Below are 15,086 nucleotides of genomic sequence, written 5' to 3' on the forward strand. Positions count from 1 at the left end.
GCCATGCCGACGCGGTTCCAGCGCTGGATCCTGCCCGGGCTCGCCTTCAAGGCGGCGGTGATCGGCGGCGGCTACGCGACCGGCCGGGAACTGGCGGAATACTTCATTCCCAGTGGTCCGCAGGGCGGAATGCTGGCGATCCTAGCAGCGATGGCGTGCTGGAGCCTGGTCTGCGCGCTGACCTTCACGCTGGCGCATGCGACCCGAAGCGTCGACTACCGCAGCTTCTTCGCCGTCCTGCTCGGGCGCTTCGCGTTCGTGTTCGAACTGGCGTACCTGGTGTTCATGGTGCTGATCCTGGCGGTGTTCGGCGCGGCTGCCGGCGAGATCTTCGCGGCATTGCTGGGCTGGCCGAAGCTGGTGGGTACGCTGTTGCTGATGATGGGCATCGGCGCCTTCGCCGCCTACGGCAACGACACCGTCGAAGCGTTGTTCAAGTGGGTATCGGTGTTCCTCTACGGCATCTATGCCGCGTTCGTACTGATCGTGCTGGCCGGCTTCGGCGACCGCGCACTCGCCACGCTGTCCACGCCGCTGCCGACCACGGGCTGGCTGCAGGGCGGGCTGACCTACGCCGGCTACAACATCGTCGGCGCGGTGATCGTGCTGCCGCTGGTGCGGCATTTCATCGACAGGCGCGATGCGGTGATCGCGGGCGTGCTGTCCGGGCCGCTGGCGATGCTGCCGGGGCTGCTGTTCTTCCTGTGCATGTTGGCGTGGTACCCGCAGATCGGTGACGAAGCCCTGCCGTCGGACTTTATCCTGCGCCAGCTCGACATGCCGGTTTTCCATGTGCTGTTCCAGTTGATGATCTTCAGTGCGTTGCTGGAAAGCGGAACGGCCGTGGTGCATGCCGCCAACGAACGGATCGCGCACGCGTGGCACAGCCGTCGCAGCAGCCGTCTTGGCAAGCGTGTGCGCCTGGCCATCGCCAGCGTGCTGCTGGTCGGTTCGATCTTCATCGCCGACCGCGTCGGCCTGGTGGCGTTGATCGCCCAGGGCTACCGCGGGCTGGCCTATCTGTTCCTTGCGGTCTACGTCCTGCCGCTGTTGACGGTCGGTGCCTGGCGGCTGTGGCGCGGTCCTGCTGCTGTCGCCATGCCGGCGCCCACCCTGTCCGGAGATCGTCCATGAACGTTTCCCTGAAAACGGCGTTCGCCGCCGTCCTGATGGCATGGCTGTGCGCGGCGACACCTTCGCACGCGCAGGTGCCCGCAGGATTCGACGCTCGGGTCGAGCAGGCCATGCGTTCGCGCGACGTGCCGGGGATGGCGATCTCGATCGTCAAGGACGGCCGGATCGTGCATGCGAAAGGCTATGGCGTGCGTCGGCTGGGCGGTAGCGAGCCGGTGGATGCGGACACGATCTTCCCGACCGGATCCACCGGCAAGGCGGTGACCGCGGCGGCTCTCGCCATCCTGATCGACGACGGCAAGCTGTCGTGGGACGCCAAGGTGGCCGACCACCTGCCGGATTTCCGCATGTACGACGCCTGGGTCACGCGCGAGATGACCGTCGCCGACCTGCTGCTGCACCGGAGCGGCCTTGGCCTCGGGGCGGGCGACCTGCTGTTCATTCCGCGCACGTCGCGCAGTCGCGCGGACATCGTGCGTGCCTTGCGGCACATCAAGCCGGCCACCAGCTTTCGCAGCGGCTATGCCTACGACAACATCCTGTACATCGTGGCCGGCGAACTGGTGGCCCAGGTCAGCGGGCAGCCATGGGAGGACTTCGTGCGCACGCGCATCTTCCAGCCGCTCGGCATGACGACCGCCGTCAGCGACGAGGAGGACCGTTTCGCCAACCCGAACCGCGTGCAGCCGCATGCGCGGCTCGACGCACGCCTGCGCGGCCTGGGTCCGCAGCAGGTGCTGCCGGAACGCGAAGGCCTGGGCCAGGTGGGTGCGCCGGCCGGTGGCCTGTCGTGGAGCGCGAAGGACTTCGCGCGCTGGGTGCAGGCGCAACTCGCGCTCGGCGCGCTGCCCGACGGCAAGGGGCGCATCTACAGTGAAGCGTCCGCGCATGCCATGTGGACGCCGCAGGTGACGATTCCGATCCGACCGTATCCGGCGCCGATCACCGACATGACGCCGCAGTTCTCCGGCTATGGCTATGGCTGGAACGTGCAGGACTACCGTGGTGTCAAGGTGGTGCAGCACGGCGGCGCGGTATTCGGTGTCCTCGCCTTCGTCGTGCTGGTGCCAGAGCGCAACCTCGGCATCGCGCTGCAGATCAATTCGGAGGACGTCGAGGTGATGCGTGGCCTGGGCTACGAACTGCTCGACCACTACCTGGGCTTCGAGGCGCGCGACTGGGTCGGGGCGTTCTCCACCTGGAACCAGGCGCGGCTGGCGGGCGGGTTGGAAGCGCTGCAGGGCATGAAGGGCGCCACGCGCAACGCCGCCTCGCGACCCTCCCTGAAGCCCGCCGGTTATGCCGGCGACTACAGGGACGCGTGGTACGGCCCGATCACCATCGCCGAGCATGCAGGCAAGCTGCGCGTCGACTTCCGGCAGACGCCCAACATGGCGGGCACGCTGAGCCACTGGCAGTACGACACGTTCCGCGTGGACTGGGACGATGCCTCGGTCGAGCCGGCCTACATGACGTTTTCGCTCGACGCCGATGGGCGCGCACGGCGCATCACGATGAAGGCGGTGTCGCCGTTGGCGGATTTCAGCTACGACTATCACGACCTTCTTTTCGAGGCCTCGGGGCCCTGATCCGAGCGGATGCCTCCAGCGCGTGTGACGCGGTGGGTGCAGGTGGCGGCCTCTTGCCGGCATGCGGAACGGTGACCGCGTTGCGCAGGTAGCCGTGCCCCCGTAACGCACACGGCCCGCGAGGTGCGGGCCGTGTGGTCGAAGCGGGCAGGCAGGCGCAATGGCGGATCAGAACTCCTGCCAGTCGCCGTCCGCCAGCGCGGGTTCCTGCAGGGACGCGGCCGGTTTGCGGGCGACTGCCTTCGCGGGTGCCTTGGGCGTCGTTGCGTGGGCGGCGGCAGGCGCCTTGCGCACCGGCGTGCGGACGGCGGCTTGGAGCTTGAACACCGCGACCGATTCGCCCAGTGCATGCGCCTGTTCTTCCATCGAACGCGCGGCGGCGGAGGCCTCTTCCACCAGCGCGGCGTTCTGCTGGGTGGTCTCGTCCATCTGCACGATGGTCTGGTTGACCTGCTCGATGCCCGAGGACTGCTCCTGCGAGGCGGCGGAGATCTCGGCCATGATGTCGGTCACGCGCTGCACCGAGGCCACGATCTCGGCCATGGTGGTACCGGCCTGGTTCACCAGCCTGGAACCGTCGGCGACCTTGTCCACCGAGGTTTCGATCAGCGTCTTGATCTCCTTGGCGGCATTGGCCGAGCGCTGGGCGAGCGTGCGCACCTCGCTGGCGACGACCGCGAAGCCACGGCCCTGTTCGCCGGCACGGGCGGCTTCCACCGCGGCGTTCAAGGCCAGGATGTTGGTCTGGAAGGCGATACCGTCGATGACGGAGATGATCTCGCCGATCCGCTTCGAGGACTGCTCGATATCGGTCATCGTCGCCACTACCTTGCCGACCACGTCGCCACCCTGCGACGCCACACTGGCGGCACCGATCGACAACTGGTTGGCCTGACGGGCCGATTCGGCGTTCTGGCGTACGGTGGAGGTCAGTTCCTCCATCGACGCGGCGGTTTCCTCCAGGTTGGCCGCCTGCTGTTCCGTGCGGCGGGACAGGTCGAGGTTGCCCGATGCGATCTCGCCGGCGGCGGTATTGATGGACGCGGAGGCATCCTGGATGCGGCCGACGATGTCGGTCAGCTGGCCGACGGTGGCGTTGGCGTCGTCGCGCATGGTGGCAAACACGCCGTGGAAGTCGCCTTCCATCCGCGCGGTCAGGTCGCCGCGGGCGATGGCCTGGAGCAGGGTGGAGACCTCGGCCAGATTGTTGTCCGTGGTCTCCATCAGCCGGTTCAGGCCGGACACCATGTCGAGGAAGTCGAACTGGTACTTCGTCACGTCGCCGCGCTGGGTGAAGTCGCCGGAGGAGGCGGCATGTGCGAGACGCTTGATCTCCGCGTTGATGGCTGACAGGCTGGCCTTGGTGGCGTCCATCGTCTCGGTCAGCACCGCCTTCTCGCCGGGCAGGCGGTCCATGTCGATCGACAGGTCACCGATGGAGTAACGCTGCATGACCTCGATCAGGCGCATCTTCACCGCGATGTGGGCGGCGACCAGCGTGTTGGTGTCGCGCACCATGCGGCCGTAGTCGCCCGGGAAGCCGGTGTCGTCGATGCGGAAGCTGATCTGGCCTTCGTCGTGGCGGCGCGTCATCTCGGTCTGCGCGGCGATCACCGAGACCACCTGCGTCTGCACGTGGTGCATGGCGGTCAGCAGTTGGCCCACTTCGTCGCTGCGGGACGTATCGATCCGGCCGTCCAGCCTGCCTGCCGCAACGTCTTCGGCGATGGCGACGGCCGCGCGCAGCGGACGCGAGACCACGCGGCGGACGCCGAGCGCGGTCAGCACGCCGATCACGAGCAGCGCCAGCAGCGACAGCGATACGATCGCGATCATCAGTGCATGGCTGGCGGCGAGTACGTTGTCGCGTGGCTCGACGGCCACCAGCGCCCATTTCCAGGGGGCGAACTGCTTTACCGCAACCAGCGCGGGCACCGCGTCGTCGCCCGCCTTGGGGGCGATGTCGAGCACCGCATGCCCGCTGTCCTGCGCCAGCAACGCCTTCATTGCCGGCACCGAGGCCGCATCGACCACGGCGGTGTAAGGGGATTCCTGGCTGGCGGGATGCGCCGCGAGCATGCCCTGGTGGTCGCCTTCGGCGAGGTCGACCACGAAGAAGTAACCCGCTTCGCCCAGCTGCGTCGTGCGCAGCTTGTCCTTCAGCGCCGCCAGTCCGTCGCCGTAGTTCTGACCGACGAACAGGATGCCGACGGTCTTGCCTTCGGCATCCTGCAGGGGCTGGTAATGGGTCATGTAGTCGCGGCCGAACAGGCGGGCGCGACCGGTGTACGGCTTGTCCTCCAGCATCAGCGCGTAGGCGGGATGCTTGTGGTCCAGCGCGGTGCCGATGACGCGTTCGTCCTGCGTGTTGCGCAACGAGGTGGTGGCGCGGATGAAGTCGTCGCCCTGGCGCACGAACAGCGTGGCGACCACGCCCGTCGCCTCGGTGAAGCGGTCGACGGCGGTGAAATCGAGATTGATCGCCTGCCCGCCGAAGCGCAGCGCCGGCACGTCGACATCGCCGATCAGCGTGCTGTTGTCCGCGTCCACCGAAACATCGCCGGAGGGCAGGGCGGCGCGGAAACTGCTGGCCATGCGCTGCGTGGCGTCCGTCAGGGTGCTGTCGTAGAGGGCGATGGATTCCTGCATGACCTGCGCCGCGACGTCCAGGTCGCCCAGTGCGCGCGCTTCGATGGCGCGGCCCGACTGCCGTTGGACCACCAGCGCCAGGAGGGTGAGGACGATGGCCACCGCGACGGTGACCTGGAGCGAGAGTTTGCTGCCGAGCGACAGGCGCGCGAGTCGATTCATGGGACAGGGCGGAGTGTGGTGGTGGCCCTAGCGATATCGGCGTCGCCCTCGCGTCATTAAGTAAATGAACGTACTTTCCCGACGAACGGTCGGGCGGTCCCTGACAGGTCGCGGCCCTCCGAAACGAAGACGGCCCGGAAAGTCCGGGCCGTCGTTCGGTCACACAGGTGCGGGCAGTGGGTCAGAACTCCTGCCAGTCGCCATCGGCCAGGGCCGGTTCGGGCAGGCGTGCCGCCGGCTTGCGGGCCACGGCCTTGGCGACCGGCCTGGGCGCGGCGGCAGGGGCCGCGGCGATGGCCTTGCGCACCGGCGCGCCGGTGGTGGCGTGCAGCTTGAACACCGCCACCGATTCGGTCAGCGACTGCGCCTGCTCTTCCATCGAACGGGCGGCCGCGGTGGCTTCCTCCACCAGCGCAGCGTTCTGCTGGGTCGCTTCGTCCATCTGTGTGATGGTCTGGTTGACCTGCTCGATGCCGGCGGACTGTTCCTGCGAGGCGGCGGAGATCTCGGCCATGATGTCGGTCACGCGCTGCACGCTGGCCACGATCTCGGCCATCGTCGCGCCGGCCTGGTTCACCAGCGCCGAACCATCGGCGACCTTGTCCACGGACGTCTCGATCAGGCCCTTGATCTCCTTGGCCGCGTTGGCCGAGCGCTGGGCGAGGGTGCGCACTTCCGAGGCGACCACGGCGAAACCACGGCCCTGCTCGCCGGCACGGGCGGCTTCCACCGCGGCGTTGAGCGCCAGGATGTTGGTCTGGAAGGCGATGCCGTCGATGACCGAGATGATCTCGGCGATCTTCTTGGACGACTGTTCGATGTCGGTCATGGTGGTGACGACCTTGCCGACCACGTCGCCGCCCTGCGAGGCGACCGAGGCCGCACCGATGGCGAGCTGGTTGGCCTGACGGGCCGACTCGGCGTTCTGGCGCACGGTGGAGGTCAGTTCCTCCATCGAGGCGGCGGTTTCTTCCAGGTTGGCGGCCTGCTGTTCGGTACGGCGCGAGAGGTCGTTGTTGCCGGAGGCGATCTCGCCGGCGGCGGTGTTGATGCTCAGTGCCGCAGTCTGGATGCCGCCGACGATCTCGGTCAGCTGGCCGACGGTGGCGTTGGCGTCGTCGCGCATGATGGCGAACACGCCATGGAAGTCGCCTTCCATCCGCGCGGTCAGGTCGCCGCGGGCGATGGCCTTCAGCAGCTCGGACACTTCGGCCAGGTTCCTGTCGGTGGTTTCCATCAGCTGGTTCAGGCCGGCCACCATGTCGCGGAAATCGTACTGGTACTTGTCCACGTCGCCGCGCTGGGTGAAGTCGCCGGAGGAGGCGGCATGCGCCAGACGCTTGATCTCGGCATTGATCGCCGACAGGCTCGCCTTGGTGGCGTCCATCGTCTCGGTGAGCACCGCCTTCTCGCCGGGCAGGCGGTCCATGTCCACCGACAGGTCGCCGATGGAGTAGCGCTGCATGACCTCGGCCAGGCGCATCTTCACTGCGATGTGCGACGCGACCAGTGCATTGGTATCGCGGACCATACGGCCGTAGTCGCCCGGGAACGCGCTGTCATCCATCCGGTAGCTGATCCGGCCTTCGTCGTGGCGTGCGGCCATTTCGCTCTGCGCGGCGATGACCGACCTGACCTGCGTCTGCATGCGCTGCATGGCATTGAGCAGGTCGCCGGTCTCGCTGCGGTCGTCGACCGTGATCTGGCGATCGAGCTGGCCACGCGCCACGGCGTCGGCGACGCTCATGACGTCGCCGATCGGACGCACGATCGAGCGCGTGATGAGGACCGCCGCCGCGATCGCCAGCAGCATCGCCACCACGACCAGCAGGCCGATGGCGCGGATGTTGCTGTTGTAGCCCGCCTGCTGGGCAGCCACCGCCTCGTCCAACCCCTTCATCTTGTCGTCGAGCATCCGCGCGACGGCGTCGGCCACGGCCTGGCGCAGGTCGCCGGCGTCACTGGCAGGCGTCAGGTCGCCGACCTTGACCGATTCGATCAGCTGGCGGCTGTTGTCGAAGTACAGCGCGGACTTGGCCAGCATCTGCTGGTACAGCTCCTGCTCCTGCTTGTCGGTGATGCTGTCGCCGTACGCCTTCGACAACGCGTCGAACGCCTTGTCGCCCGCGACCATCTCGCCTGTGTATTCGGCGACCTTGTCCGGATCCTCGTAGTTGGCGACCAGGCCGCGCTCGCTGACGCGATACTCGGCCAGCATGGTCGCCAGACGGCCCAGATCGCGGATGGCCGGGACCTCCTTGTTCGTGATCTCGACCACCACGCCCTGGGCGACGCCCATGCGCTGCGCGGAGAACGCGCCGGTGACGACGATGAGCAGGACGAGGACGGCGAAGCCGATGGCCAGGCGTTTGCCGATCTTGAGGTGCTTGAACATGAAGTGGTCTCGGTTGAGTTCAGCGGTTGGTGCTGGTGCGTCAGGCTGAAGCAAGGGCGGTCCCTGTCCCTTGCTGCGATGTCTGCTCTGGAGTAGCGGCGTTGAGGGCCGCTTCTTTACCGTCGTCCGATGGATGGGTAAGCGCGCTTACCGAACTGCTGTCGCGCGCGCACCGGATTCGTGACGGGCTGCGCGCGAGGCGGCGATGCGCTCAGAAATGCATCTGCGCGCGCAGTTGGAACACGGTCGGATCGGCGGAGAACGCGCCGCGCGTGGCGTCCGTCTTCACGACGTTGGCCTGGAACTTGAAATACGGCGTCAGGTACCAGTTGGCGCCCAGCGTCCAGTTGTGTTCGCGGCCACCGGCGATGCCGTCGCTGTCCAGGTCGATGCGGCTGTAGCGGGCCAGCAGCTCCAGCGCGCCGTACTTGCCCTTGGGCTTGGGGTTGGCGACGTTGCCGCCGCTGTAGCCGCGCGACTCGCCGGTCGCCAGCCAGCTGGCGAACACGTAGCCGCCATCGGCCGAATACGACGGCAGGCCGAGGTCGCGGGTGGTCTTCTGCCGCAGGTATTCGCCCTGCAGCGACCACGGGCCGTGGATCCACAGCGCTTCCAGGCCGGTGCGGTCGATGCGGTCCACGCGCGTGAGCGTGCCCGAGTCGACCAGGCGCACGTCGGTAAGCGCGGCTTCGGGACGTGCGCGCCAGCGGACGCTGGGATGCACGGTCGCGCCGAGGCCGTTGACCTCGCTGTCCGGACGCTCCTGCGAGCCGGCCACGCCCAGGTGCAGCACGTCGCCGGCCGCCTTGCGCGGCGTCCACGCCAGGCGTATCGCGGCCGTGTCGCCCTTGTTGTTGCCGAGCAGGTCGGATTCGAAGAAGTAGCCGGCGTTGGCGATGTAGCGATCGCGTTCGAACGCCCAGTCGATGCCGCTGCGGCGGTTTTCGTAGAACGCCTGCGTGGGCAGGGCGTTCTCGAGGAAGCTCACCGTGCGCGTGGCGGTGTTGCCTTCGAAGCCGAGCGGCACCTTCATCTGGCCGATGCGCAGCTTGCCGAGGTCGCGGCCGAACAGGGCCTTGGTCTCGACACGCAGCGCCACGTCGTTCCAGCTCTTGGCGTGGAAGTCGTAGGTGACGCCCAGTTCGTAGACGCCCTTCCTGCGCAGGGTCAGGCCGAGTTCCTGGCGGCGCCAAGCATCATCGTCTTCCAGGTCGGCGCCGTTGTAGCCGTCGCCGGAAAAGTCGTTGACGTCGTACTGCAGGTTGCCGCCCAGGCTGAGTTCGGTGCCGCCACTGAAGGTGATCTTCGGCGGCCACGCGGTGGCGGCGGTCTTGCCGTCGTCGGCGTGGGCGCCGGCGTGCACGGCCAGCAGGGCGAGGGCGAGGGTGGAGAGGGCGTACTTCATGCGGATACCGGTAGTGTAGGCGCGTGCGTCACCGGGCGTCGCCTGTGGGAGGCGACGCGCGGGAAGGCAACGCGAGGGAATGTGGCGTCAGGCCGCCTGCTGCATCCGGCGCGTGCGCACCAGGCCGCCGACGTCGACGATCAGGGCGACGCGGCCATCGCCGAGGATGGTGGCGCCGGAGATGCCGTCGATGCGGCGGTAGTTGTTCTCGAGGTTCTTCACCACGACCTGCTGCTGGCCGATCAGTTCGTCGACTTCCAGCGCGAGCTTCTGGCCATCGGCTTCCACCACCACCACCAGTTGTTCGGCGTTGCGGTTGTCGCCGTAGCGGTAGTACTCGTTCAACGCGACGATCGGGAGGTATTCGCCGCGCACGCGCAGCACGCGGCCTTCGCCGCCCACGGTGCGCACGTCTTCGCCTTGCGGCTGCAGTGCTTCCAGCACATAGGTCAGCGGCAGGATCAGGGTTTCGTCGCCCACCGAGACGGCCATGCCGTCGAGGATGGCGAGCGTCAGCGGCAGGCGGATCACCACGCGGGTACCGTGGCCGGCCGCGCTTTCCAGCTGTACTTCGCCGCCCAGCGCCTGGATGTTGCGACGGACCACGTCCATGCCCACGCCGCGTCCCGACAGATCGGTGACGGCATCGGCGGTGGAGAAGCCGGGCTGGAAGATGAGGTCCCACACCTGCGCATCGGTGGGATTCTCGGGCAGCGGCAGGCCGCGCTCGGCCGCCTTGGCGAGGATGCGATCGCGGTTGAGGCCGCGGCCGTCGTCGCTGACTTCGATGACGATGTGGCCGCCCTGGTGCGAGGCCGCCAGCGTGATGGTGCCGGTCTCGTCCTTGCCTGCCTCGGCGCGCACGTCGGGCATCTCGAGGCCATGGTCGATCGAGTTGCGCACCAGGTGCACCAGTGGATCGGCGATGCGTTCGATCAGGCCCTTGTCCAGCTCGGTGCCTTCGCCGACGGTGCGCAGGCGCACCTGCTTGCCGAGGCGGGCGGACAGGTCGCGGACCAGGCGCGGGAAGCGGCGGAACACGGCGTCCACCGGCAGCATGCGCACGCCGATGACGGCTTCCTGCAGGTCGCGCGTATTGCGCTCCAGCAGGTCGAGGCCGGCGAACAGGCGCTCGCACTGGGCCTGGTCGAGCAGGCCGGAGACCTGCTTGAGCATGGCCTGGGTGATGACGAGTTCGCCGACCAGGTTGATCAGCCCGTCGATCTTGTCGACGCTGACGCGGATGGAGGTTTCGGCGGCATCGTTGGCGGCCGGTGCGGCGGCTGCGGCAGGCGCCTGCACGCCGGCGGCGGCGACCGCGGCCACTGGTTGCGCGGCGACGGCGACGGCCTCGACTGGCACCGCGTTGCGCTGCATCGGCTGGATGTCGAGTTCGCAGTCGTCGACGACCCAGGCGAACACGTCGTCCACCGCACTGCGCGGCACCTTGCCGATCAGGCCGAGGTCCCACGCCAGGTAGGCTTCCAGCGGGTCGATCTGCTCGAAGCCGGGCAGGCGTTCCATACGGCACGCGATTTCCAGCGGACCGAGGTGTTCCAGTTCGCGCAGGATGCGCAGTGGATCGTTGCCGCTCATGAACAGCGACGGCGCCGGGGTGAAGCCGATCTTCCATCCATCGGGTTCGGCGTCGGCGACCACTGCCACCACAGGTGCGGCGGCGGCGGGTGCGTCCTGTCCGGACAGCACCGCATTGAGGCGATCCTTCATGGCCTGTACGGCGGCGGGATCGGCCGGCGTGCCGTGTTCGGCTTCGGCCAGCAGGGCGCGCAGCACGTCGACCGAGGCGAGCATCGCATCGACCGCAGGCGGGCTGACCGCACGCTGGCCGGCACGCAGTTCGTCCAGCAGGGTTTCCAGCACGTGGGTCATGCCGGCGATGGCGTCGAAGCCGAACGTCGCCGAGCCGCCCTTGATCGAGTGCGCGGCGCGGAAGATGGAGTTGATCAGGTCGCCGTCACGGTTGCCCTGTTCCAGCGACAGCAGGCCGGCCTCCATGGCTTCCAGTCCTTCGCGGCTTTCCTCGAAGAACGTGGCGTGGAAGCGCTGCATGTCCATGTTCATTGCGACGGTGCCCTGGTGCGGTCGGAAGGGAAGCGGAGGAAAGGAGGATCAGCCCAGGACTTTCTGGACGGTGGCGACCAGTTGTTCCGGGTTGAACGGCTTGACCAGCCAGCCGGTCGCGCCGGCGGCCTTGCCTTCGGCCTTCTTGTCGGCGGCCGATTCGGTGGTCAGCATCAGCATCGGCGTGAACTTGTAGTCCGGCAGGCCGCGCAGCGCACGGATCAGCGAGATGCCGTCCATGTTGGGCATGTTGACGTCGGTGACCACGGCATTGAACTTCTGTCCCTGCGCGCGCCCCAGCGCCACCTGGCCGTCTTCGGCTTCATCGACCGAGAAACCCGCCGAGCTCAGGGCGAAGGCGACCATCTGTCGCATCGAGGCCGAATCGTCCACTACCAGAATGCGTGCGCTCATGCGGCGTTCTCCACTTGTTGCGTGTTGTGTTCGTTGTCGTTGTTCAGGCCCAGCTGCGGCGCGATGCCGAGCAGGCGCGCGGCGTCGCGGAAGCTCTGGCTGACCGCACTGAAATCGGTGGCCAGGCCGGCCTGTTCGCGCTGGCGCACGAAACTGCACAGCACCTGCAGGCTGGCGGTATGCACGCGCTGCACGGTGCCGGCGTCCAGCGCCAGCGGTCCCGGCTGCGCGACGTGCGGGGCCAGGTGCTGCTTGAGGTCGGTGGCGGCTTCGATACCGAGGTCGTCACCCAATGGCACAGCGCTCATCGTGTCTCCGGAAAGGCGGCTCTAGTCGGGTATCGGCGCGTGGAGGCCGCACTTGAGTGAGGGCGAACCAAAAACGGCACTGCCGTCACATCGCGGCGTTCGATCAGCGGCGGACTCACTGCAGGATCCGCGAGGCGTCCAGCAGGATCACCGCGCACTCGTTGAGGCGCGCCACGCCGCGGAACAGCGGATTGGCGATGCGGCCGACCCGTGCGTTGTCGGGCGACTCGATCTGCTGGTCGGTCAGGTTGGCGACGTCCTCGACCGCGGTCACGCGCAGGCCCAGCGTCTCGCCGTGTTCTTCCAGCACCACGATGCGGGTGGTGGCATCGGACTCGACCGCGCGCCGGCCCAGGTACAGGCCCAGGTCGATCACCGGCACCACCTGGCCGCGCAGGTTCATCACGCCCAGCATGTGCGGGGCCGCGCCACGCAGCGGCAGCAGGGTCGCGGGACGCACGACCTCCTGCACCTTCAGCAGTTCCAGCGCGTAATGCTGCTGGTCGCAGCGCAGGCGCAGCCAGCGGGTCTTGCGCTCGGTCGCGCGCCGACGCTCGCCGGTGTCGGTCGGCGTCAGCAGATAGGGTTTCGCCGGCAGCGGCGCCGTCGCACGCGGGGGCGGCGCCACCGGCACCGGTGCCGCGACGGCGGGTGCAGGCGCGACGCGCGAGGTCGGCGCGGCCCCGCCGTGCAGGGTGTCGAGCAGGGCTTCGAATTCGTCGTCGCCGATCAGATCGCCCTCGGTGCCTGCGCGGACAGGGGCCACGGCCAGTGCGGTCGGTGCCGGGTCGGCGGGCGCGGCCACCACGGCGGTCGGCACGCCGTTGCCATGCAGCTGGTCGAGCAGGGCTTCGAACTCGTCGTCGTCGATCAGGTCGGTTTCGCTGCCGGCGCGCACGGGCGCGACCGCGAGGACAGGCGGTGGCGTCGTTGCGGGCGCGGGCACCGTCGTGATGGCGGCTGGCGCGGCATCGCCATGCAGGGTGTCGAGCAGGGCTTCGAATTCGTCGTCGGTGATCAGGTCGGCTTCGCTGCCGGCACGCACGGGCGCCATGGCCAGCGTCGGCGTGGCGGCCGGCGCGACATCGATGGCGATCGGAGCTGTCGCCGCCGGCTCGGCGGCCTGCACGGGCGCCACGGCGGCATCGCCGAGCAGGTCGAGCAGGTAGTCGTCGAGGACGGCGGGGGTGGTCATGCGGCCTGCTCCGTGTCGCGGGCTTCGGTCAGCAGCAGCCAGTCCAGCGCGCGGCGGTAGGCCGACAGTCCACGACCGGGGTAGGCGGTGGCCGGGCTGGAACGCGTCAGCACGTCGACGCTGCAGATGCGGGTGTCGTTGGGAATGGCGTCGTTCCAGACGCGCTCGCCGTACTCGTCCTGCATCGCCTTCAGCGTGTCGGCGCCGGTACGCGTGCGCTTGTCGTGCAGGGTGGGCAGGATCGACACCGGCAGTTCGCGGTGGCGCGAGCGCTGGATCATCTCCGCCGTGCGGCACATGCCTTTCAGGCCATGCAGCGCCAGCGGTTCGGTCTGCGTCGGGATGATGACGTGGTCGGCCGCGGCCAGCGCGTTGACCATCAGCAGGCCGAGCGTGGGCGGGCAGTCGAACAGCACGTGGTCGTAGGCGTGGCCGCCGCGCGCGAGCGCGTTGGACAGCGCCAGGCCGAGGCCCGGCTGGGTGGCGCTGCGGCGTTCCAGCGTGGCCAGCGGCGTCTGCGCGGCGACGAAGGAGAGGTTCTCGATTTCGGTGTTGCGCGCCACGCTGGCCAGCGTCGGCGGCTGTTCGTCGAACAGGTCCAGCACGCCGGTCGGCTGCGGATCGGTGGCCAGGCCGAACGCGCGCGTCAGCGAGGCATGCGGATCCAGGTCGATCAGCAGCACGCGATGGCCGCGCATGGCCAGGCCGCGCCCGAGGGCGAGGGTGGTGGTGGTCTTGCCGACGCCGCCTTTCTGGTTGGCGATTGCCCACACGCGCATCACTGGACTCCTTCATGGACCTGGGGCGCCGGCGGCGCTCCGGGCATGGGCGACGCGGCGTGGGCCGGCAGCGGCGGCAGCGAGATCACTGACGGCGGCGGCGGGGCCTGTTCCTGTGCCTGCAAGTTCGGTGCCGGACCGGTGGGGCTGGCCAGGATGATCAGCAGCACGCGGCGGTTGGCGTTGCGGCCTTCCTGGGTGGCGTTGTCGGCGATGGGGCGGAACTCGCCGTAGCCGATCATCGCCAGCCGCTCCGGCGGAATTCCGTCGCGCACGAACAGGTGCACCACGCTGGCGGCGCGTGCCGACGACAGCTCCCAGTTCGATGGGAACTGCGAGGTGCGGATGGGGCGGTCGTCCGTGTAGCCCTCCACGCGCACCGAGTTGGGCACGTTGCCCAGCACCGCGGCGAGCTTGCCCACGGTCTGCTGGGCCTGCGGGTCCAGCGCCGCCGAACCGGTGGCGAACAGGATGTCGCTGTTGATCTGCACTTCCAGCCACAGCGCCGAGCGCTTGATGGTGACCAGCTTCTCGTCGATCAGCGGCGCAAGCGCGCGCTCCAGGTCGTCGGCGATGCGCTTGAGCTCGCCCTGCGCGGCCTGCAGGCCCTTGGCGTCGAGCGACATGTTCATCTGCGACGCCATCGCCGCCAGCAGGGTGACGTTGGGCGACGGCGAGGGCGCGGAGGGTCCTTTCTTGGCGCCGGACTTGATCGGCGACGGCCGGTCGTAGTCCGCACCCTGCAACTGGTGGTTGCCGACCTGCACCGGATTGATCGTGCGCGGCGCTCCGCCGAAGGCGGCGGTCAGCGAATCGGCCACCACCCGGTACTTGCCCTCGTTGACGGTGGAGATGGCGTACATCACCACGAAGAAGGCGAGCAGCAGCGTCATCAGGTCGGCATAGGGGATCGCCCAGGCCTCGTGGTTGGCGTGCTCTTCGTGCTTCTTCCTGCGTGCCATCGCCGTCGTCCC

General features: G+C 68.4%; 11 protein-coding genes. 2 read left to right on the forward strand and 9 right to left on the reverse strand.

The genetic code is table 11. The features are described from left to right. Positions 1-3 precede the first annotated feature (3 nt). Positions 4-1,134 (forward strand): hypothetical protein, encoded by a 1,131-nt coding sequence (locus IB230_RS00660; RefSeq protein ID WP_225589107.1) that lies wholly within the window; start codon positions 4-6, stop codon positions 1,132-1,134. Continuing rightward, positions 1,131-2,723: a serine hydrolase gene (locus IB230_RS00665; RefSeq protein WP_192267762.1), complete on the forward strand. Its 1,593-nt coding sequence runs from the start codon at positions 1,131-1,133 to the stop codon at positions 2,721-2,723. The genes IB230_RS00660 and IB230_RS00665 overlap by 4 nt, the downstream gene beginning before the upstream one ends. A 168-nt stretch (positions 2,724-2,891) precedes the next feature. Here the strand turns inward: IB230_RS00665 and IB230_RS00670 are convergent, their stop codons facing one another. From IB230_RS00670 to motD, 9 genes are all read right to left on the reverse strand, one after another. Further along, entirely contained in the window at positions 2,892-5,534 is a 2,643-nt protein-coding gene (locus IB230_RS00670; protein WP_192267763.1) for a Cache 3/Cache 2 fusion domain-containing protein, read from the reverse strand. A 181-nt stretch (positions 5,535-5,715) separates the two neighbouring features. Then, the gene (locus IB230_RS00675; RefSeq protein ID WP_192267765.1) at positions 5,716-7,929 is read right to left on the reverse strand and encodes a methyl-accepting chemotaxis protein; all 2,214 of its coding nucleotides are present in this window, start codon (positions 7,927-7,929) and stop codon (positions 5,716-5,718) included. 211 nt (positions 7,930-8,140) lie between these two features. Further along, positions 8,141-9,334 carry a porin gene (locus IB230_RS00680; RefSeq protein ID WP_192267767.1) on the reverse strand — a complete coding sequence of 398 codons (1,194 nt, stop codon included), beginning with the start codon at positions 9,332-9,334 and terminating at the stop codon, positions 8,141-8,143. A gap of 87 nt (positions 9,335-9,421) precedes the next feature. Continuing rightward, positions 9,422-11,416: a chemotaxis protein CheA gene (locus IB230_RS00685; protein ID WP_192267769.1), complete on the reverse strand. Its 1,995-nt coding sequence runs from the start codon at positions 11,414-11,416 to the stop codon at positions 9,422-9,424. Between the two features lie 48 nt (positions 11,417-11,464). Beyond that, the gene (locus IB230_RS00690) at positions 11,465-11,830 is read right to left on the reverse strand and encodes a response regulator (protein ID WP_055944462.1); all 366 of its coding nucleotides are present in this window, start codon (positions 11,828-11,830) and stop codon (positions 11,465-11,467) included. Next, a complete protein-coding gene (locus tag IB230_RS00695; protein ID WP_192267771.1) occupies positions 11,827-12,138 on the reverse strand; it encodes an STAS domain-containing protein in 312 nt (103 codons plus the stop codon). The genes IB230_RS00690 and IB230_RS00695 overlap by 4 nt, the downstream gene beginning before the upstream one ends. Before the next feature lie 115 nt (positions 12,139-12,253). Further along, entirely contained in the window at positions 12,254-13,333 is a 1,080-nt protein-coding gene (locus IB230_RS00700) for a chemotaxis protein CheW (protein ID WP_192267773.1), read from the reverse strand. Continuing rightward, entirely contained in the window at positions 13,330-14,112 is a 783-nt protein-coding gene (locus tag IB230_RS00705) for a ParA family protein (protein WP_192267774.1), read from the reverse strand. Before IB230_RS00705 ends, IB230_RS00700 begins: the two co-directional genes overlap by 4 nt. Further along, a complete protein-coding gene (motD, locus tag IB230_RS00710; protein ID WP_192267776.1) occupies positions 14,112-15,074 on the reverse strand; it encodes a flagellar motor protein MotD in 963 nt (320 codons plus the stop codon). The genes IB230_RS00705 and motD overlap by 1 nt, the downstream gene beginning before the upstream one ends. Positions 15,075-15,086 lie beyond the last annotated feature (12 nt).

The sequence above is a fragment of the Pseudoxanthomonas sp. PXM01 genome (assembly GCF_014851815.1).
Classification (GTDB): Bacteria; Pseudomonadota; Gammaproteobacteria; order Xanthomonadales; family Xanthomonadaceae; genus Pseudoxanthomonas_A.

Excerpts from the sequence above, each read along its gene's own strand:
- IB230_RS00685 (WP_192267769.1), bottom strand. The coding sequence starts at position 11,416 with ATGAACATGGACATGCAGCGCTTCCACGCCACGTTCTTCGAGGAAAGC.
- IB230_RS00675 (WP_192267765.1), bottom strand. The coding sequence starts at position 7,929 with ATGTTCAAGCACCTCAAGATCGGCAAACGCCTGGCCATCGGCTTCGCC.
- motD (WP_192267776.1), bottom strand. The coding sequence starts at position 15,074 with ATGGCACGCAGGAAGAAGCACGAAGAGCACGCCAACCACGAGGCCTGG.
- IB230_RS00670 (WP_192267763.1), bottom strand. The coding sequence starts at position 5,534 with ATGAATCGACTCGCGCGCCTGTCGCTCGGCAGCAAACTCTCGCTCCAG.
- IB230_RS00705 (WP_192267774.1), bottom strand. The coding sequence starts at position 14,112 with ATGCGCGTGTGGGCAATCGCCAACCAGAAAGGCGGCGTCGGCAAGACC.
- IB230_RS00690 (WP_055944462.1), bottom strand. The coding sequence starts at position 11,830 with ATGAGCGCACGCATTCTGGTAGTGGACGATTCGGCCTCGATGCGACAG.
- IB230_RS00695 (WP_192267771.1), bottom strand. The coding sequence starts at position 12,138 with ATGAGCGCTGTGCCATTGGGTGACGACCTCGGTATCGAAGCCGCCACC.
- IB230_RS00680 (WP_192267767.1), bottom strand. The coding sequence starts at position 9,334 with ATGAAGTACGCCCTCTCCACCCTCGCCCTCGCCCTGCTGGCCGTGCAC.
- IB230_RS00700 (WP_192267773.1), bottom strand. The coding sequence starts at position 13,333 with ATGACCACCCCCGCCGTCCTCGACGACTACCTGCTCGACCTGCTCGGC.
- IB230_RS00665 (WP_192267762.1), top strand. The coding sequence starts at position 1,131 with ATGAACGTTTCCCTGAAAACGGCGTTCGCCGCCGTCCTGATGGCATGG.
- IB230_RS00660 (WP_225589107.1), top strand. The coding sequence starts at position 4 with ATGCCGACGCGGTTCCAGCGCTGGATCCTGCCCGGGCTCGCCTTCAAG.